Here is a 19,810-nt window from a genome sequence, read left to right as displayed (position 1 = left end):
AGAAAAGATGACAGATGAAAAACAGTTAAGCAACGGTATTGATACCGTTACTTGACTGTTTTTTTGTAGCTCGCTTTTATTGTTCTTCTTCCACTAGCTTCGTCTTGTTGTTCTCCATTACTTTGAAAAACGGATAGTAGATAACAACACTTATAAGGATCAATACGAAGCAAAAGACGATATTACGCCAGTCCATACTTGAAAGATACGCTTGTGCGAAAAAGGGCGTGAAGGATGGATCAACGATGAATCCGACACTAATCAGACCGACACTTTGCGCAACATACGTCAATAATAATGAAATTACCGGTGTAATTAAAAATGGAATTGCCAAAATTGGATTGAAGACAATCGGAAGCCCAAAAATAACGGGTTCATTGATCGAACAGATCCCCGGAATAAGGGAAAGTTTTCCAATTGTTCGATATTCTGAAACCTTGCTTCGTATCATTAAAAGCACTAGACCAAGGGTTCCACCAGCGCCTCCTAAAACAGAGATACGGAACATTTGCAGATTCATCAGGTGAGTCATTGTTTCTCCATTCGCCATCTGTTCGGCATTCAAACCTGTTTGCGCCATTCCTAAAGTAAAGACAATTGGAAAAATAATAGACGAGCCATTGATGCCGAATAACCATAGAATGTTTCCCAAAGTGACGATCAATAAGAACCCACCAAGACTCCCAGCGATATTTGTAGCGGGAGTCAAAATCTGCATCACTGTTTCTGGAAAAATCTTTTTGGTTGTTAGTAAAAAGATCAGATTGATTCCGTAAAAAAGGATGATGTTTGTCAACAGTGGAACCAGTGTATTGATGAAAGTGGCTACCATAGGTGGAACGGTATCTGGCAATTTTAGCTTGATATTTCTCACTTCAAACACTCGGTTCACTTCAACGACTAATAGACCGATTAGGATGGCTACGAAAAGACCGTTTGTTCCCAAATAATTTAAGTTTATTGTTCCTTCCATTACGGGTGTGCAGACCATTAGGAAAATGACAGATGCGACCATGCCATTCATGGATGGATTGATTTTGTATTCACTAGCAAGAGAAAAAGCAATACCGAAGACACTGATCAGTCCGATAATTCCCATGGTTAAATTGTATGGAGCAGTGATCAAATCATAATTAGCGACTGCAAAATCCTTCCATCCAGCCATAAATTTCATAAAGAAATTGGCTGTTTCTGGATTGTAGCGATCAATGTTAATCGGTGGATTGGCGAAAATTAGAAAAAAAGAGCCAATTACGATGAAGGGCAGTCCAAACATCATCCCACTAGAAATGGCTTTGAGGTGTCGCTGATTTCCAATTTTTGCTGCTACTGGACTTAGTAGGTCATTAAGTTTCATGATGAACGTAGAGTTTTCCATACTTGTGTCCTCCTATACCTGCCAAGGATTAAAGTCAAACGTGCTTGGTACGACATGATTCGGGTCATATTTTTTTATGATTTCTTCATATTGTTCTTTGTAGTCATTCTCTACTTTTGCTTGAGGAATAACTTTACTTGCTTCATGTAAAAAGTGTTCGGAGCCACGTCCCATCTCTTGCCCACGTGTCGTGTGTTTATCAAGGGCAATATCTGGAATTTCAGGGACATATCCCATAGCGAAGCTTTTAATAACAATATTTTTTAGAAGATCTGAGGAACGATCCTTTTCTGAGCCGCATAAATAGCGGATGGCATGGAAGAAAAACATCGCACGGTCTGATTCATTGTATTGGAATTCCTGACGCATTAGATTCAAGTTGTTGATCATCAGTGCCGCCATAGGATTTCCCATACCGATGTCCTCCACACTGATTGCTAATAAGCGTCTCCATAGTTTTTCTTCAAATTGTGGTGAGGTAATATACATCTCGTAGGCAAATTCGCAGGCATCCTTTTCTTTTCCTCGACGAATAGATTTTTGTAATGCGGAGATTACTTCATCGCCGCGTAAGCCGTTTCGGGTAGTCATCTTTGCCCAAGGATCTTGAATAAATTTTTTTTCTGTCATGCTATAATACTCCTAACGAAAGAATTTGAGGTGGACCTAATGGATACAGAAACGCTAATCGATAAATATCAGTTGAATGATTCGGAAGCTGCGGTTTTACGATTTATGGATAAAAATCGTGATTCCCTAAAAAGCCTAGGCATTCGAGAGGTAGCGAAGGCGTCTTATGTTTCAACGGCTACCATCATCAATATGGCGAAAAAAATCGGCTATTCCGGTTATAGTGAGCTGGTCTTTGCCTATGCAAACAAGCAGTCAACAACTAGCTCTCCCAAGAAATTTTCAAACGAAGAACGAGATGAATTTATTCGTCTATTGTCTAAATACTGTGATAAGCGACTCATGATCTTGGGCTCCGGTTTTTCGCAAAATATCGCGAACCATTTCTCTGAGAAGCTAAATCTTTACGGCTTTCGCGCGACAGCTAATAGTCATTTAGAATTTCTTCGAGAACGAGTTGAAAAGGATGTATTGATTATCATCATTTCTAATTCAGGCGATACTTTTCGTTTGGCCGAACTTGCGAAAATGGCAAAGGATCATCAGATTGATCTCATTGCTTTCGTTGGAGAGAAGCAGTCCCGTATTGGGCAGCTAGCAACACTGACCATCAGCACAGGCACCTATGCGCCGCAAGTATTGTCGGAATACCAGCCAAATCTTTTCTTTGGGACCACGTTGAATCAATTCGAGATATTATTAAGCGAAGCGTTAAGGTCTATCTTTGATTAGAAGAACGATGTGGCCACTGTTTCTTCATTTCCTAGTATAAATAGTGCAAGAGGAAATGTAAGTGTTTCCTAAAGGTTATGAACATGTTTAGAAAATTCAAAACCTGTTTACTGTTTTTTATAGATAGGACCTTCTATATATAAAATCAATAGGATAGAAGGACTGGACAATTTCTTGTAAATGAATAGGAGAGGAAAAAGGCTGTTAAGATAGTAAGAATAGCGTAATCGTGGTTTTACACCATGAGGGGAAGTAAACGCAGTCAGTGATAGAGATTCGATAAGATAATCAAAATAAAAAGACCTTTTCATTAAAAAGGCCTAAAATAAGTACTCCATTGCTTTGAACGGATTACTCGCAGTATCAAATCGTCAACTTTTCGTGGATAAAGAGTGAACGCGGATTTAAGCATACGATTTTTTTTATTACGACTCAGGATATTCTCAAATATCCTGAGTTTTTTTGAAAAAGTGATTGTTGATTTTTAACGGATAGCCTCGTCCTCAGTCAAATATCTTTTCAGCAATGTCTTCAATGCCTCATCCAACGACAGTTCATGTTCACTGTCATAGTAAGGGCTGGTCAATTGATACCAGCTATATGTTAAGTGCGAAATAAGTACAGTTAAATTTTCATACTCACTGTCTGGGATATCCTTTCGCATGATACCAGTCTTTTTTAACGTGAGGAATATATTGAGATAAAAGGAGGTCAGTCTTTTTCTAAATTGCATGAGTTTTCCATTCATTGCAGGAAACTCTTCGTGGATGTTCACGATATACTTGTAATAATACATGTTCGTATTTCGGATTTCTTGAATTTCTTTAATTGAAGACTTTAGTAAGTCAAATGCATTGTCCTCTGTAATCTTCGCGTCCATAAAGTTGAAGAAATTGTCATAAAGCTCTTCTTGAAGACGTAACATAAAATCTTCTTTTTTTGGAAAGTGATAGGTCAGATTTCCTATGGTAGTTTCGGCGTGTTCCGCGATATCTCTTAAGGAAACGGCACTATAGCCTCGTTTCTTAAACAACTCTTTAGCACTTAAATATATTTTTGTTTTAGTATCCGCCATGGAGAACCCCTCTTTTTATGTACTTAGCTGTTAAAACGGCACAATAGCTTTTTATGAGATACAGTATACACCAAAAAATAAACGATTGACATCTCTGTTAGTACAGTGTACTATGAAAGCGTAAACAGTACACTGTACTAAAAATGAGAAAAGGAGATGTCGTTATGGAAATTCGAAAAAGACCCCCTGCACAAGATGTTGGAAGAATTCTAGGAGGTGGCATGTCACCAGAAGATTTTATCAAAATGATGGCGGAAACAGAGATCAACTTGGAAACTTTTGACAAAGTATCACCAGAAGAGGCGCATGATTTTGTAGAGGTATGTGAACGATTAGGTGACAATGCATATAGCTATGCAAAAAAGAATGAGGAAGCCGGACATACAGAAACAGCAAGTGAATACTATTTTAATGCTAATGCACTCTATCGTTTGGGGGATTATGGGATAAAAAATTTTGATGAAGAAAAGTATCGCATTTACGGCAAACTTGTGAGTAGTTTTAAGCTGCATAAAAAATTAGCCAAAAATGAAAATGTTCAATACATCGAAATTCCTTATGAAGGGAAATGGATGCCAGCCTACCTTGCGCTACCTAATCATGCAACGAAAGATACACCAGTCGTTATTTGTGTGGTCGGTGCGACAGGCTTTAAAGAAGAGAATTTTGTCATTGCCAAAACAGTGGTTGACCGGGGATGTGCAGCGTTGATTTTCGATGGTCCGGGACAGGGTGAATGCAATTTGAACAGGGAACTCTACTTAACTGAGAACAACTACGATGGAGCAGTCTTAGCAGTTGTTGATTATTTAAAGGAAAATCCCGCCGTAGGAAACAGGATCGGGATCATGGGAGTCAGTTTTGGTGGTTACTTAGCTACCAGCGCAGTTTGTCGCTATCCGAATGAGTTCGCTGGATTAGTAGTTAGAGGAGGCTGCTCACAGCTTGATCAATTGACCATGCATACCTTTGCAGGTATTGATCGGTTCTATCTGTATAATTTTCTTAATAAATTTAACGTAGAAACATTAGATGAAGCAGCAGAAATTTCTCACCGCATGAATTTTGAAGCGGACTTGAAGAACATCACATGCCCAGTGCTTGTAGAGCACACAGAAGAAGATCCTGTTATCGGCATAGAAGGGGCGAAGACTATTTACGAAAAGGTCTCAAGCACAGATAAAGAATACTATGAAATTGAAGGAAACGTTCATTGTGGGAACAATGAAGCACAAAAAACTTGTACGTATGGTGTGGATTGGCTACTTGATCGACTGATGGATTAATGAACTCTTAAAAGTTCGGTTACTAATTGAGTGAAAGAAGTGTAGAAAAAAATTTTTAATTAATAAAAGCTCTACCATTTCTTTTGTTTTACACTAATATCTGATGTTATTCGTTGTTGTATGGTAACGTTTGAAGTCGAAGATCAGAAGAATCGACAAGCTGATCGGTTATACGATTTTGCCAAATTAGACTAACCTATTGTGTACATTATTTTAAAGACATCGACCTATGAACCATGTTTCGGTTCATAGGTCGATGTCTTTTTCTGCGCGAAGACTACTAGCTATGATTTTAAACTGATTCCTTAGCTCTGGTAGAGTCCAATAAAAGAGCAAGAGATTGATTTTGAGTGATTTCAGTTAGTGAACATAAATAAAAAAAGGGCTGCCAGCCGCCGAAGCGACTGGCATAATGAAAAAGTTTTAGGTTGAGTACACTATAGCGAGCTTAGCTTAATTGAACCTTAAACAGAAATAAGTGCTTGAGGGAAAAATTAATTTTGACGGATTTTGTTTAGCTATATAGGTGCGCATGCTAGATTTAAAATTTTAAAAATACTGTCTATAGAACTTTAGTTACAACTTAACCTAGAAAAGAGGGCTATTATGAACCATCAAGAGGAATGGGAAATTCTCACAGGTCAAGAACAAAATGAACTTTGGAAAATCGTCGACCAGCGATTCTCCTTTGAACCAGATTATTCTGCAGAAGATTCTCGCTATACCTTGAAGGAGCCTTACGATCTCTACAGTTGTAAGGGCGTAGTTGCGATAGCTAATTCTGATCCTAAATGGCGAGAAACGATCCAAGATATTTTTTGTACCTGCTTAAAAGACCAAGAATATATGTATGTTTTGGATTGGCAGCATACTTGTTACAAGTATTATCCGCAGGTAAAGACGCGGAAAGAGAAGCCAACATTTATTTCGGATGAAAACTATTACGATGGTGGATACTACGCGTATTTTCCAGAGTTCTATCCTGACGGGGATTATTATTTGTTCTTTTCCAAAGATTTCTCTTGGGGATATTTGACAGATCCATGGCGACAACACATTTTTGTCTATGGCGAACAATTAAGAAGAGAAATTCGGAAGAAAGCTCATTATTTTGGGGTTTCATTGATTGATTCTAGGGAAGAGAAAAGCAGGTAAATCAATAAATTGTTTCCTCGCGAAAGAAACAATGTTCCATTCGATGCAATCATCGCGTCTCAAGAAAGTTGAAGTCTTTCTTGAGACGTTTTTTTATGATGTGATTTCAAAAGTAAATACTTTATTTTTGTATATATTGATAAAAAGTATATACAATCATATAATATATACAAAATGGAGGTGTACATTGTGGGAGAAAAGAGCTATAAAATCAGAAGATCAGGTAATAGTGATGTGACCACAATTCCTGCCGAGGCGAAAGAGCGTCTAGGTGTTGAAACTGGTGGCGCAATCAGCTATATCTTTTTAGAAGATGGGACAGTGAAGATCGTAAAGGCAGAAGAGAAGGTTGATATTGATTCGATCGTGGATGCTGTGATGGATCAATATGAAGATGCGATTAAGGATTTAATTGAGCTATGAATTATTTAACGGTACGAGATATTGTGAAAATCAATGCAAAATTAATTACAAGGACATCAAAAGGAGAAATGATCGGTTTCAGAGATGCAACAGCGCTAGATAGGACTGTGGAGCAACCGAAGCAGATTGTTTTTGGTGAGGAGCTTTACCCAAGCATTTATGACATGGCTGCTATCTTGTCGATCAATCTTGCGAAAAGACATCCTTTTCAAAACGCGAATAAACGAACCGCACTTGTAGCAATGATGACATTTTTCATGATGAATGGGTACAAGACGACCTTTAGCAGGGAAGAGACTGTATCACTGCTTCTTACGATTACGACGAGTTCTGTCGAGTTTGATCCATTAAAAGCCAACGTTGCTGGCTATCTAAAGGATTCTGGGAAATTTATAAAACAATAAAATGGTTACATCAGCCTTATAAGCTAGTTACACAGCTTATAAGGCTGTTTTTGCTATAGAGGCAGTGGTATTAGTCATAGTCCGCATTTTGTTTATTTGTATAGGAGGTTTACATTTTATGTGTAATCTATTATTATATAAGTATATACAAATTTCAGGAGGCCTGTGGATATGCCTAAATACAAAGAGATTGCCATTGCTCTAAAGAAAAAAATCGTGGAAGGCGAGTATAAAGAAGGCGAGCTGCTGCCAGATCAAGAAACGCTAGCGAAGATGTATCAAACCAGTCGGGTAACTGTTCGAAAAGCGATTCAGCTGCTGATCGATGAAGGGTTGCTGTATACGAGACGTGGCTCAGGGACCTATGTCCGAACGAATATCAAACAGAACAATAAAGATGTTACTCAAATTAATAGCGTGTTTGGGACTTCTCTTCAGGAGGGTGAAGAGGTCACAAGTAAAATTATTCGTTTCGAAGTGCGCTTTCCCACAGCCTATGAATCAGAATCCTTGAAAATAAAGCATACAGATCCTGTCTATGATATTAAACGTGTCAGATATGTAAAGGATGAAGCGAAGAGTATCGAGACTTCTGTCATGCCTTTGAAGTATGTAAGAGACTTGGATGAAGAAATTTTAATGGGCTCTATCTATAATTATATTAGAGATGAATTGGGCTTTGTTATTAGCGCGGCGCAGCGTGTGATCATTGCTTCGAAGGCGAATGAACTAGACAGTGCAGAGTTCAATATCGAAGTAGGAGAACCAATACTTGAAACGAATCAGGTCGTGTTTTTTGATGACGGAACGCCCTTTGATTTATCTAAGACACGATACCCCTATACATCAGGGAAAATAGTCGCGGATATAAACTAAGAATCCAGAGGAATGTACTTATGTATTAGGTACATTCTTTTTTATTTTTAAAAATTAGTATACACAAATTTAAATAAGTGTTTACAAAAACGTTTGCAGGTGGTATTATTCAGATAAAGTTAGCGCGTAGCTTTAAATAAATTTGGAGGGAAACGAATGAATGAGGATAAAAAGCAAAAAAGAGAAGCTTTGATGGGGAAATTTGTTTTGACAGCGCAGAAAATTGGAGACCAAGTTTATTTGAGAACTTTACGCGATTCCTTTGCTACGATCATGCCATTATTCATTTTGGCCGGGATTGCCATTTTAATTAATTCTGTTGTGTTGGACCCGACTGGTTGGTTCAAAGGCTTGATCAATGCAGATACGATGGCGACAGCGCAAAATTGGGGAAACATCGTTACGAATGCTACATTGAATATTACAGGGATCATCTTGGTGATCGCGATCGGCTATTTCTTAGCGAAAAATCGAGACTACGAGAATCCAATCGGTGTCATTATCGCGGTTGTTCCAGCATTTTTGACATTACTGCCAATCATGATCGAGACTACGCCGATAGATTCCGAGACCGCTGTGAAAATCAATGGCGTCATTAGTTACGGTAATATTGGCTCAAAGGGTGTCTTTGCCGCCATCATCACTGGATTATTAGCAACGGAACTGTATATTCGCCTGACGCAATCGAAAAAATTAAAAATCAATTTAGGGGACAATGTTCCACCTGCAGTCGGAAAATCATTTAATACGATGATTCCATTGATCATTGTTGTGTCACTTTTTGCCTTTGCTTCGTTTTTGATTCAGTTGACCGGTAATGATTTTATGTCAATCATTGAACGATTTATTCAAGAGCCATTGCGTGGTGTAGGGACCTCTTTATTTGGTTACTTGTTCCTAGTTTGTCTTGGAAACCTGCTGTTTTCTTTTGGGATTCATCAATCGGTGGTTACAGGGCCGATTCTAGATCCATTGCTGATGGTGAATATGAATGAAAATATGGACGCGGCAGCTGCGGGACAACACGCGCCACACATTATCAATTCAGCCTTTCACCAAGTTTATGGCGCTTTAATGGGCGGGACCGGTTCAACGATTGCCCTGGTAATAGCGATCCTACTATTTAGTCGGTATCGAGCATACAAGGATTTGTCGAAATTAGCTTTAGGGCCCAATCTTTTCAATATCAATGAACCTGTGATCTTTGGGTTGCCGATCGTGTTTAACTTACCGATGATCATTCCCTTTGTTTTGTCACCCATTGTTGGAACCGTTATCGGATACCTAGCGACTGCTGTCGGATTGGTCAATCCGTGTGTGGTCACGATACCGTGGACGACGCCACCATTTATCAGCGGCTTTTTAGCAACAGCCGGGGATTGGCGGGCGATTCTTGTTCAAGCAGTCATCATCGTCGCCTTGATCTTCTTCTATTTGCCTTTCCTGAAGATCAGTGAACGAGTGGCTCGTGCAAGCGCGGAGACTTCAGCTTCCTAGGTTCTTTAATAAGAAAAGAAACCGAGGAGAACAGAGAGAATGATTCAAGATGGGAATGAGAGAATGGTAGAAAAGAAATTTTACTGGGGCGACTCTTCATCAAGTATGCAGACAGAAGGTGCTTGGAATGAAGGGGGAAAAGGGCCCTCAGTGTATGATATACGCGAGGCGGGTGAGCAGACATCCGACTGGAAGCACGGGATTGATCGGTATCATCGCTACGAAGAGGACCTTGATTTAATGAAGGAAATGGGAATGAACTTCTATCGTTTCCAAACCTCTTGGTCACGGATCAATCCGATGGGAGACGGGACCTTCAATGAGGAAGGATTATTGTTTTATGATCGATACATCGACGCGATGCTGGCACGGGGGATCGAACCAATGCTGTGCTTATACCACTTCGATATGCCGCTGCACTTAGCGCAGAACTATGAAGGCTTCATGAGTAAACATGTCGTAGAGGCGTTTGTTGAATATGGGAAAAAAGTGATCGATCGCTATAAAGGAAAAGTGAAGTATTGGGTCACCTTTAATGAACAAAACTTATACGCCACTCCGTTAGCACTATTGTATGGAGGTACTTTAACTACAGAAGATACTGCCGAAAATATCCATCAAATTGCTCATAATGTGATGGTCGCTCATGCTAGGCTTGCGAATTACATCCATGAGACGACAGATGGTGAAATCGGAGGAATGTTAGCCTATTCGAATATCTATCCAGCAACCAATGATCCCAAAGATATTCTAGTCGCAAGAGAATGGGACGAGTTTATCAATCAAAACCTATTAGACGCCTTTTGCGGACGTGGCTATTCTAGACAGGTAAGGACTTTCGAGAAGCAACGAATGAACCTAGAAATCTCAGAAGAAGAACTCGCAGAAATAGAAAAAGTCACTAGTGATTACTTAGCCTTCAGTTACTATTGCACAGGATCGATCAGTCATAAAAACATCCCGTCAGATGTGGCACCCAATTATTATTTAACATTTGGTGAGGTTGAAAACCCATTTGTTTCAAATAATGAATGGCAGCTGAGCATTGATCCTCTTGGATTTAGAGACATCATAAATAGGATGTACAAAAAATACCATGTACCGATTTTTCCAGTCGAAAATGGTATAGGGACGAAGGAAGAATGGGATGGCAGGACTCAAATTCAGGATGACTATCGAATTTACTACCATGAGACCCACATCCAAGCGATGAAGGATGCCATGGCTATCGATGGCTGTGAAGTGTTAGGCTATCTCGGGTGGGGATTAATTGACTTGCCAAGCTCTAAAGGCGATATGGAAAAACGATACGGCATGGTCTATGTAAACCGAGGCAACCATGATTTACGCGATATGAGACGTGTCCCTAAAAAAAGCTTTTATTGGTTCAAGGAATTTCTGGAAAAGGAGCAGGAAACGATTGGTCAGAGAAAAATGTAATTGTTGATCGACCTAGCTATTCCATAGAAAACGGCAGCTGATTTGACGAAAAAATCAGAATGTTCTTAAGCAAACAAAATTGGCGAATACTGCCTATTAATATTACTTAGAAAAGGAATGGAGCACACCAGCTGCTGATTGTTCTGACTAAAGTTCAATCGTCTTAACGGATGATTGGGCTTTTTTTGTTGTAACGGAGTTCTTCACCAGAACAATTGAAAGGTAAAAAAGCTCTTTGTATACAAGAAAAACTACCGTTCAGGGTTGTTTTATAACCGTTTAAGATATTTTAGAATCGTTTTTTAATAATAAATTCTCTTTTGTATCTAAATATGATATTTTTATATTGGTTAATAATAATTATTATAATTTAATTTTGGTTTTAACAATGCTGTCCAAAATAAACTGTTTTTGAAAAATGATGCCGACAATTTCGTTTCTGAAGAAGTGATCACACAAGAAGGCAAGACTGTCGTGCAAAAATATGAGTATGACAGCCTTGGTCAAGTAACTCAGATGACCGTTTCTGATAAGAATAAGAAAAATGAACTGGCAAGCTATGCCTATTCCTATGATCTAGCCGGGAATAAATTAACCAGTACAGAAACGATTAACGGAAAAGAACAGACCACTGACTTTACTTACGATGATAACAATCGTCTGTTAAGCATGAAAAATGACGATCAAACCATTAAGTATGAATACGATAAGAATGGCAATCGAGTGAAGCAAAGTGGAACCGATGAAGTGTTGGATTATATCTATGACACAGAAAATCGCCTGCTTGCAGTAAAAGACAACAAGGGTTTACTAATGGCCGCCCTCTATGACGGCGATGACAATCGCGTATTTACCGCCAGTCGAACAGAAGATACGACTGCGTACCAGCTCTTTAAACGTCAAGAGAAAAAAGGCAAAGGAGCTTCTAAATCTACTTCGACGACTAGAAGCGGTCAAGATAGTCGGAAATCACCAAAAACTAGTCCAAATGGAGAGGAAAACTCCCTCTTCTGGTATGGTTTTACTGAAAATGTGATTCAAGGGCTATCAAGTCTGCCAGAAACCGTCGGAAATCTGTGGATGAACGTTTTCGATACTGTTTCACGTGCTTATCACCAGAAGATCGCGAAGGACCGCGCGAACGAAGAAGGCATCGTCGTGAACCGGCCAAGTCTAGGCAATCGACCAGGCGAAGGGGAAGTGACTTATTCTTCTGAAGTAAACGAAGTCTTGATTCCATATACAACGCGAGAAGATACGTATAACTACTACGAAGTTCGAAACTATGTCAACGATGTCAATCAGGAAAATACGCAAGTTCTTCAAACTTATGATGACGAGATGAAAGCTCGCGAAACATACACGTATGGAAACGAACGACTCAGCTACACGAACGAGCAAACAAAAGACGAGTACCAATACCTGACCGATGCACGAGGCAGCGTGACAGGGATGATGAAAGACGGCGAACTCGACAGCTCAAATAACTATTCCGTCTTTGGAACACCAGAGGAAGTGGACGAAACAGGCAATCCATTCGGATATACAGGTGAAGCACAGGATGTTACAGGGTATAATTACTTAAGAGCGCGCTACTACGATAGTCAAAGCGGCACCTTCCTAACCCAAGACAGCTATGAGGGTGAAGAAGACAATCCGCTGAGTCAAAATGGCTATACGTATGTCGAGAATAACCCGATTAATTATTCCGATCCGACAGGGCATAAGAAGAATTTCTTCCAAAATTTATGGTCTGGTGTGAAGAAGACGGCGAAAAAGGTAGTAAATAAAGTTAAGTCAGTCGCCAAAAAAGTGGTCAATACAGTCAAAAGAGTTGTCAGCAATGCGTATAACACGGTTAAGAAGGTAGCTAGTAATGTTTGGGGTGGTGTTAAACAAGCCGCAAGTTACGTTTATAATGGCGTTAGAAATACCTATAATTCCGTAAATAATTATTTCTCTGGAGCAAGCAGCGGACGAACAACCTATGGTCCACCATATTATGGAAGTGGAGCAAACATGATTTCTGTAGGAGTAACGAATAGCTACAGCAATATGACTTATGCTCAGCAAATGGCTGCTCAAACTGCCTATCGCCAGCAACGACTCAACTTAGAGTATCAGCAAGTTACAGGAAGCAAAGGAAAACCGAAGACTAAAGAAGGCGCTAATTTACTCAAAAACTGGGGAACAGCTCTAAAAAATACCCTGACTAAGTTTTGTAAAACAGCTAAAAAGGTAGTAAAAAATAAGGTACAATCTGGTGTAGCATTTGGTGTAGGATTTATCACACAAGTAGTTGAAAATAACGGAATTAAAATTTCTCCAATTTCTAGATTTGCTATGTGGACGGACAAAAATTGGATTAAGAAAAATCCAGCTTACAATAAAGGTGTATTTTTAGGAAAACTATCTGGTTTTGCACAGGCCGCAGTCGAATATACGGCTGCTGCAGCAACATTCACAGGTGGAAATGCAATCAGTTTTGCTGCATCGCCATTTACTGGTGGTGCAAGTCTGTCACTTTCACCAGCGTCAACTGCACTTGCTGCCGTAGAAGTAACACATGCAACAGGTGTTTTAGCAGCAACTATTCAAAGTATGAAGAGTGGGAGTAATTACAGTTCTAATAGTGGTGTCGGAAATCCAGTTAAAACAGCTGGTAGAGGTAGTACGGGTCGGACTGAGCCTAAATCTATAGAAGAACAGATGGCAATGCATGAAACTAAATCCGATCCGTTGAAAAATGCTACCGAGCTACCATTAAAAATGAACGATGCTAGATGGCATGCTAAAGAGGGCTGGGTAAAAATGCAGAAAAACGTAAAGTTGTCTAACGGGAAAACAGTATCTATTCACTATGTTTACAATAAAGTAACAGGTGTCTTTGATGATTTCAAATTTAAATAGGCTATGGAGTTTAAGGGAGGATATATGGATAACATTAAAATAGAAAAAAATTGGGAAGATTCAAATTTGTTGGAATTAAAAGTAAGTATAACGTCAAAATACCTCTCAATTTATCAATTATGCTTTATTCAGGATACTGATTTAGAGAGTATCGGAAAAAACATCATAGAATTTTCATTTTATTTCAAGGAAAACTGTTATGTTGAGTTTGGCGAAAAAAAAGGAAACTATACTCCAGCATTTTCGTTAGAATTTTTCCCAGCTGATGTAACCGGAAAAATATTTATTGAAGCCGATATGGAGATAGATGATAACGACGAAAGAAGGCATAGATGTTGTTTCTACGTACAAAGTGAAATAGGACTCGTAGAGCGATTTGGTAATGGTTTGGTTCAAATGGCACAAAAAAAAGTGGATGAAATCAATCTGAACATTTAGATGGATTGTTATTTTGTCAACTGACAATTAAACTAATCAATCTATTATTTGAACATTCGAAAAGGCTTATTTAGTCTCTTTGAATGTTCATTTACTAAATTGAATGTATTTTTAGTTTTAATTATTCAAAATAAACCGTTCAAACTGCATATCATCAACAACTAATCAACGTAGAATACTTAGCTAGTACTGAAAGCAAATGTAGGGAAAAGTAGGAGCTAACATACTCAAAAACTGATGTTGTATTTCGTGTAGAGGCACTTACTCAGATTTTGGATAATAATGGTATTGTTCTACCAATAAATTCAACATTTAGCTTGCTTGCAGACCAAGACTGGGTGAAAAAAATAAAGGCTATAATGTCGGAGTATTTGTTGGGAAATTATCTGGATATGTCCAAGCTGCACTAGAATATAAAGCAGCATTTGGCATTGGTGAAGCAGGTTTTTCAGCCGCGATTGCACAATTTGGTGGGAACGAGTTTTGTTAGTGGTGGAACAGGTATTCTATCGGCAGCGGCAATTTCAGCTGCAGTAACAAGTCATGCTAATATGGTGGCAAAAAATACTACACAAGCCTTTAAGAGCGGGAGTAATTATAGTAGTTCTGGTTCAGGTATTAAGAATGTTTATGATGGCATAAAACATGCACCAAAATATCCTGAAGGATTTACACCAGAAAGAGGTGGGCTTAAATCTAGTAAGGTAACATACAAAAAAGCATTAGAGGATTTAAGAAAAATTGAACCAGGAGAATGGAAGAAAGTTTATAAAGATGGATATGACAAATATGGAAACAAGGTTTCTATACACTATTTTGAAAGTAAATCAGGAAAAGTCTTTGATGTAAAAGTTAAAAATAAATGGAGTAATAATTTAAATAAATGAGCAAATTTCATGATTAGTTTAGTTAGTATATCAACGATTAGGGTACTTGGAAAGTTGCTACTTCCCCATAATTTGAGCAAAACAGTGGTAGAATCAACTGTATTTTTTCAAATTATTCAAGAATTAGCTATTTACCTCCACATTGGAATGATAAACTTTCATCTCTCTTGCACAGAGAAACATACTCAAAATAAACAGTTTTATAAGTTTTAGCAAATTATGAAATTGACTCAAATAGAAACAAGAAGGAGAAAAAAATGCGAACAAAAATAAAGTTGTCCACCAATAAAAAATCAGATGCAAATATAATGTTATTAGTATGTATTATAGGATTACTAGACTCTCTGGAAAGTGGAATATTGGCGATAGAAGAATGCGAGCAGTACTTATTTAGTCCTTACACTTTAGAGGTTTTACGTAGAAAAGGCATTGATAAAAGAATCATTGACATCGTACAATTGGGAACTGAATTAGAAGATATAGAATCATTATTGCCGGATGAACTAGAAAATGAAATTAAAGCGCTACATGATTCTGCTAAGGAAGTATTAAAGGAAATTAAACCAAACGGATTATTTTATGGGGATGAGAAATGGTTGAATAAAAAATAATATGTGGTTGATCAGTAATTATGAATGCAATGTTTAACCGAGCGAAAAATCCCATTTAATAAGCAGTATGTTTACTATAGAGATACTTACCATAAAGGAAAAGATAAGCATTTGGAGGTTTTTGATAAGGCTGGGAAACACCTTTGGAAAGCAAATCTAATTATGCTAAAAGTCAAACTACCGACTCTAAGTTGATTCATTATAAAATTTCTTCTGATGAAAGTTTAGAAGGGGCCATCAATCAATGAGTATAGAAAGAAACCTATGATGATAATGAGCAACGAATCAGAAATTAACATTCAGGATGGGAAGATCCCTGAATTAGAAAAAATGGATTTTTCATCAAGCAGTTTTGATAATGAGCTTTATAAATTATTTTTCGATTCTACAGATTATCATGAATTAGTGGTTGAAGCGACAAGGCTTAAAAAAGTTGCTGTATTAGATGTATTTAATGAAACTATGCAGATAGGAGACCCGAGACTTAGTCTATTGTCAAATGAATACTTCAGACTAAGTCAAGAAAATAAGTATTTATCTTTTTTTGGGAGAGTATTTGAAATAAATGATAACGAAGCTTATATAGATTTGGGAGGTGAAGATGACAAGAGTAAGATAACTAAAATAATGGATAGACAATGCGAGAGATTAGATAAGATAGATAGACTAATTTATGTGAATCAAATCGATGTCTTAAATAATGGTGATAATTATATATATAAGATTGGAAATATAAATCTTTTAAAACTATTTATCAAAGGTTTTCTTCGAGAAAAAATATGGAACAGTTTATACTTTAACTCACATCCTATGATTTTAATCTCTAATTATGACCTGAGTCTCCCAATTATTATTGATAACAACAAAGATAAACAGCTTTATGAAAAAATTGCAAATGAGAACAATCTATTTCTTAGATAATCAGGGATTTCAATTTTAAATGTTAGAGAAATGCATTCAGTATACGTACGCTGCAGCGACAACGATTAAAGGAATTGAATTTGTTTCTGCACTATACAAAAAAGTCGAAGAGAAATCAACCTCTTCGACTTTTGGATTTAGAGCATAAGGAAAGATTTTGAAAATTGTGGAGGATATAAAAATGAAAGCAATAAAGGTTATTCGTTGGATACTTGGTCTTGTCCTAAGTTGTGTCATGTGGCTGTTTTTATGGAGATGGATTTACGAGGATGGCCATGATATTTTTGATCTTAGCTGGTTGTTGGTCTATTCTTATTTGTTACTAGTCTCACAAATAGTTATCCATGAAGCTGGACATGCTTTGTTTGGAAAAATGACTGGTTATAAAATGACCAGCTTTCGGGTGTTATCATTTATGTGGTCTTGGTACCCTGATGGCAGGATCGTTTTTCAGAAAAGCCCTGTTGCGGGGTTAAGTGGGCAATGCTTGATGGCACCGCCAGAATATCGTGAAAATAAGTGGCCATTTCGATGGTATCTATCAGGAGGCTGTTTGGCAAATCTAATAGCGAGTTTGCTAGCCCTTATCTTTTTTGAGCGTACTTGGTACTTGTCCATTTTTTCTTTCATGGGGTTCCTGATCGTTTTGCTAAATGGGCTTCCTGACGGGCATAATGACGGGAAAAATATATTGCTGGCTTCTCAGCGAAAGGAGTATCGTTACTTATTACATCTAGAGTTGAAGATGAATGATTTGTCAAATAGAGGCATGACTTTAGCAGAGATGCCAAGAAAATATTTTGAGAAAATTCCGACAGGTTCTAAGCGTACGCATCTTGATGATTACCACGATCTGCTAAGGGTGTATTTCTTTTTGGATACGAAACAATGGGAAAAGCTTCAGTCAGAATTGGACATGCTGTGGGAGCAACTACCCAATGTCGCTCCTGTATATCAGTTGGCAGTAAAAGCGGAAATGCTCTTCTACCTCTTGATCTTCCAGTCCAATGATCCTCGAATTGAAGAAATCTGGCAAGATAAAAAGTTTCGTAAAATGATGAGGAACGAAGATTCAGTGACACAACGGGTGAAAGCCGCCTATCTTTATTCTCGAGAAAAAAACTTACCAGAAGCCTTAGATATGTTGGACAGTGCGGATAATTATCTTGAGAAACTTCCAACAAGGGGGAGAAAAAAGAGGGAAATGCAATTAATTCATTGGTTTCAAGGGTTAATGATTGAGCGTGGACATCCATCGCATGAAATAGAGACTGTTCAACCATTATCCCCAGTTCAAGCTTTGAATGCAGATGAAGAAAAAAACTCGTTACTACTGTTCATTTTGATGATGATTGGTCTGGTGGCAATTGCTTATTGGCTTTAGGTAACGGAAGATTAGTTTGGTTTGAAAGATAGTAATGCTGATCAAACAGCAGCATGTTGAACATTCGAAGGGTGGAGAAAAAATGGTTAGTCATTTTTCAACAATTGGGTTACCACTTAAGTCTAATGAAGAGTTTATGGAGTATGCCAAGTTAGTTTGTGAATCAGGAGAACGACTTGAAGTTGGTGAAGCGGCCTATTTAAAACTGGAGCTGGGTGAAGGCGTTGAGTTGTGGGGACAGATGAACGAGGCAAATGAGATAATTGGCTTGAATCCACATTTTAAGGGAACGGCTGTATCAAAAGTTTGTTTAACAAAAAAGATCGAAAACCCGGCAGCTACAGATTTAGATGGACAGGTTTGCAGTGAAGCAGAACCAGGAGAAGACGAAGAAATTACTTATCCTTTTGTTTTTGATTTACCAGATATAGGCCTCCATGAATTAAACTTTCCTTCGATTAAGAAGGTACAGTTAGCGGCTTTTGCCCATGAGTTGAACATTTATACCAATGAACAAACTTACAAACAGGCACAAGAAGGGGAGGAAGGATTAAATTTGGCAACTGAATTTTTTATTCCTTCTGGCCTATTTAGCGAAGAAGAAGCCCCGTTTTTACCAGATTCTACTGCAATTTTTGGCGGACGAGTATTGTCTACTAAGAAAATAACCAATCCTTATACGAATGAATTCTTTTATTATGCCAAGGTCAAGACGCTGGGAAGAGAAATTGATGTTGTTGCTGATCCAGAACTTGTGACTGAGGAGATGATGGAGGGAAACATCATTTCAGGATCTTTTTGGTTAACAGGTCAGATCCATAATGATTGATTAGTTTGTCAAATTAAGGCAAAACAGAATAATTCTATTGAACATTTGTTGCGTCATGAAGGGATAATGATCTTGTGTTAACTAAAATAGCAAATTGAAAAAAATAGGAGACCCGTATGCATTGTTATAGAATTACAAAATATGATCCTAAATATCGGAATTCTAAGGGGCACTATCCAAAGAATGAGTGGATTTCCATTGGTGATATTGGGACAATTTATGATAGTAAAGAATTTACACTATCTGATTACTTATCTGTCGAAGAGAAATATTTTGAAGCCGTAAAAAGTATGATGGATGAAATGAAAGTAGAAACCTTAAAAATTAATGAACTTGAGAAAAACCATTATTTGAGTATCAATGAAGAGGATTCTGATGAACTGAAAAAAATGTATGATTTACTTGAAGAAGAAATGACAATTAAGAATTGTGATGTCGCTTTGGTAATAAAATTAATTTTGCGAGAAATCGTATGGGCGAAACTTGTGAGTAAGAGTTTTGAAGTTCATTTTGGGTATGATTATTACATGTATGTTTGCTCTAGTAAAGTTCTGAGAAAATCAATCGTACAAATAACCGAAAATGGATTGTTTGTTGAAGAAATGAGATCACCGTATCTCTGAAGGCGAGAATTGTTCCGTTTTTCTTTTTATAGTTATAACTGAAAAATCATCAATAACCAGTCCGAATCGAAATAGAAACTCTCCTTTTTAATGGGATACACATCTTTCTTTTGGAAATAGAAGTAGAGTAATATGACTTTTTTTAATCGGGGTCGTACAAGTAGATACTGCATATGATTGGCATTTAGAAAAGGCGTCAGTGTTATAAGAAATACCGACACCTTTTCTCTGTCTTTCTAAAAATTTATTTCAGTAATCGAGTGAAGTAAGTTTGGAAAGGTAAGCATAGATAACTTAAGTAAAATAACTAA

19 protein-coding genes and 1 pseudogene are annotated in these 19,810 nt (G+C 37.7%); 17 read left to right on the top strand and 3 right to left on the bottom strand.

All coding sequences use genetic code 11. The annotated features are described in order from the left end of the window. Window positions 1-76: 76 nt before the first annotated feature. Window positions 77-1,378: a PTS sugar transporter subunit IIC gene (locus RV13_RS09965; RefSeq protein ID WP_060789241.1), complete on the bottom strand. Its 1,302-nt coding sequence runs from the start codon at window positions 1,376-1,378 to the stop codon at window positions 77-79. 12 nt (window positions 1,379-1,390) lie between these two features. Further along, window positions 1,391-2,008: an AAA family ATPase gene (locus tag RV13_RS09960; protein ID WP_028020208.1), complete on the bottom strand. Its 618-nt coding sequence runs from the start codon at window positions 2,006-2,008 to the stop codon at window positions 1,391-1,393. A 39-nt stretch (window positions 2,009-2,047) separates the two neighbouring features. Here RV13_RS09960 and RV13_RS09955 point away from each other — a divergent pair, with 39 nt between their 5' ends. Beyond that, window positions 2,048-2,740: a MurR/RpiR family transcriptional regulator gene (locus tag RV13_RS09955; RefSeq protein WP_060789240.1), complete on the top strand. Its 693-nt coding sequence runs from the start codon at window positions 2,048-2,050 to the stop codon at window positions 2,738-2,740. Between the two features lie 484 nt (window positions 2,741-3,224). Here the strand turns inward: RV13_RS09955 and RV13_RS09950 are convergent, their stop codons facing one another. Further along, window positions 3,225-3,815: a TetR/AcrR family transcriptional regulator gene (locus RV13_RS09950; protein ID WP_060789239.1), complete on the bottom strand. Its 591-nt coding sequence runs from the start codon at window positions 3,813-3,815 to the stop codon at window positions 3,225-3,227. 164 nt (window positions 3,816-3,979) lie between these two features. On the opposite strand from RV13_RS09950, the gene RV13_RS09945 reads away from it, so the two are divergent. The 16 genes and pseudogenes from RV13_RS09945 to RV13_RS09870 all read left to right on the top strand — a co-directional run bounded on the left by RV13_RS09945 (window position 3,980) and on the right by RV13_RS09870 (window position 19,499). Beyond that, a complete protein-coding gene (locus RV13_RS09945; RefSeq protein ID WP_060789238.1) occupies window positions 3,980-5,101 on the top strand; it encodes an alpha/beta hydrolase family protein in 1,122 nt (373 codons plus the stop codon). A gap of 606 nt (window positions 5,102-5,707) precedes the next feature. Next, window positions 5,708-6,256: a DUF2716 domain-containing protein gene (locus RV13_RS09940; RefSeq protein WP_060789237.1), complete on the top strand. Its 549-nt coding sequence runs from the start codon at window positions 5,708-5,710 to the stop codon at window positions 6,254-6,256. A 174-nt stretch (window positions 6,257-6,430) separates the two neighbouring features. Next, entirely contained in the window at window positions 6,431-6,679 is a 249-nt protein-coding gene (locus tag RV13_RS09935; RefSeq protein WP_060789236.1) for an AbrB/MazE/SpoVT family DNA-binding domain-containing protein, read from the top strand. Beyond that, window positions 6,676-7,083 (top strand): type II toxin-antitoxin system death-on-curing family toxin, encoded by a 408-nt coding sequence (locus RV13_RS09930; protein ID WP_060789235.1) that lies wholly within the window; start codon window positions 6,676-6,678, stop codon window positions 7,081-7,083. The genes RV13_RS09935 and RV13_RS09930 overlap by 4 nt, the downstream gene beginning before the upstream one ends. Before the next feature lie 171 nt (window positions 7,084-7,254). Next, a complete protein-coding gene (locus tag RV13_RS09925) occupies window positions 7,255-7,959 on the top strand; it encodes a GntR family transcriptional regulator (protein ID WP_060789234.1) in 705 nt (234 codons plus the stop codon). Window positions 7,960-8,115: 156 nt separating this feature from the next. Further along, the gene (locus RV13_RS09920; RefSeq protein ID WP_060789233.1) at window positions 8,116-9,456 is read left to right on the top strand and encodes a PTS sugar transporter subunit IIC; all 1,341 of its coding nucleotides are present in this window, start codon (window positions 8,116-8,118) and stop codon (window positions 9,454-9,456) included. 39 nt (window positions 9,457-9,495) lie between these two features. After that, the gene (locus tag RV13_RS09915; RefSeq protein ID WP_249024475.1) at window positions 9,496-10,896 is read left to right on the top strand and encodes a glycoside hydrolase family 1 protein; all 1,401 of its coding nucleotides are present in this window, start codon (window positions 9,496-9,498) and stop codon (window positions 10,894-10,896) included. A 411-nt stretch (window positions 10,897-11,307) separates the two neighbouring features. Then, window positions 11,308-13,806 (top strand): RHS repeat-associated core domain-containing protein, encoded by a 2,499-nt coding sequence (locus RV13_RS09910; RefSeq protein ID WP_249024474.1) that lies wholly within the window; start codon window positions 11,308-11,310, stop codon window positions 13,804-13,806. Between the two features lie 24 nt (window positions 13,807-13,830). Further along, complete coding sequence (locus tag RV13_RS09905; RefSeq protein WP_060789232.1) at window positions 13,831-14,244, top strand: hypothetical protein; 414 nt, start codon at window positions 13,831-13,833, stop codon at window positions 14,242-14,244. Window positions 14,245-14,675: 431 nt separating this feature from the next. Further along, window positions 14,676-15,131, top strand: coding sequence for a hypothetical protein (locus RV13_RS09900; protein WP_060789231.1), 456 nt, complete (start codon window positions 14,676-14,678; stop codon window positions 15,129-15,131). Window positions 15,132-15,388: 257 nt separating this feature from the next. Beyond that, entirely contained in the window at window positions 15,389-15,742 is a 354-nt protein-coding gene (locus RV13_RS09890; protein ID WP_060789229.1) for a DUF3969 family protein, read from the top strand. Window positions 15,743-16,006: 264 nt separating this feature from the next. Continuing rightward, window positions 16,007-16,663, top strand: a complete 657-nt coding sequence (locus tag RV13_RS09885; protein WP_060789228.1) for a hypothetical protein — start codon at window positions 16,007-16,009, stop codon at window positions 16,661-16,663. Between the two features lie 28 nt (window positions 16,664-16,691). After that, window positions 16,692-16,804, top strand: a pseudogene (locus RV13_RS21530) (IS6 family transposase); the annotation flags it as partial. A gap of 40 nt (window positions 16,805-16,844) precedes the next feature. Next, window positions 16,845-18,047 (top strand): zinc metalloprotease, encoded by a 1,203-nt coding sequence (locus RV13_RS09880; protein ID WP_060789227.1) that lies wholly within the window; start codon window positions 16,845-16,847, stop codon window positions 18,045-18,047. A gap of 34 nt (window positions 18,048-18,081) precedes the next feature. Beyond that, window positions 18,082-18,876: a hypothetical protein gene (locus RV13_RS09875; protein WP_060789226.1), complete on the top strand. Its 795-nt coding sequence runs from the start codon at window positions 18,082-18,084 to the stop codon at window positions 18,874-18,876. Between the two features lie 116 nt (window positions 18,877-18,992). Further along, a complete protein-coding gene (locus RV13_RS09870) occupies window positions 18,993-19,499 on the top strand; it encodes a hypothetical protein (protein ID WP_060789225.1) in 507 nt (168 codons plus the stop codon). Window positions 19,500-19,810: the final 311 nt, after the last annotated feature.

This window comes from Enterococcus raffinosus (assembly GCF_001886185.1).
Classification (GTDB): domain Bacteria; phylum Bacillota; class Bacilli; order Lactobacillales; family Enterococcaceae; genus Enterococcus_A; species Enterococcus_A raffinosus.
The sequence above is the reverse complement of the archived record's forward strand: the minus strand, read 5'-3'. Positions and strand labels throughout refer to the sequence as shown.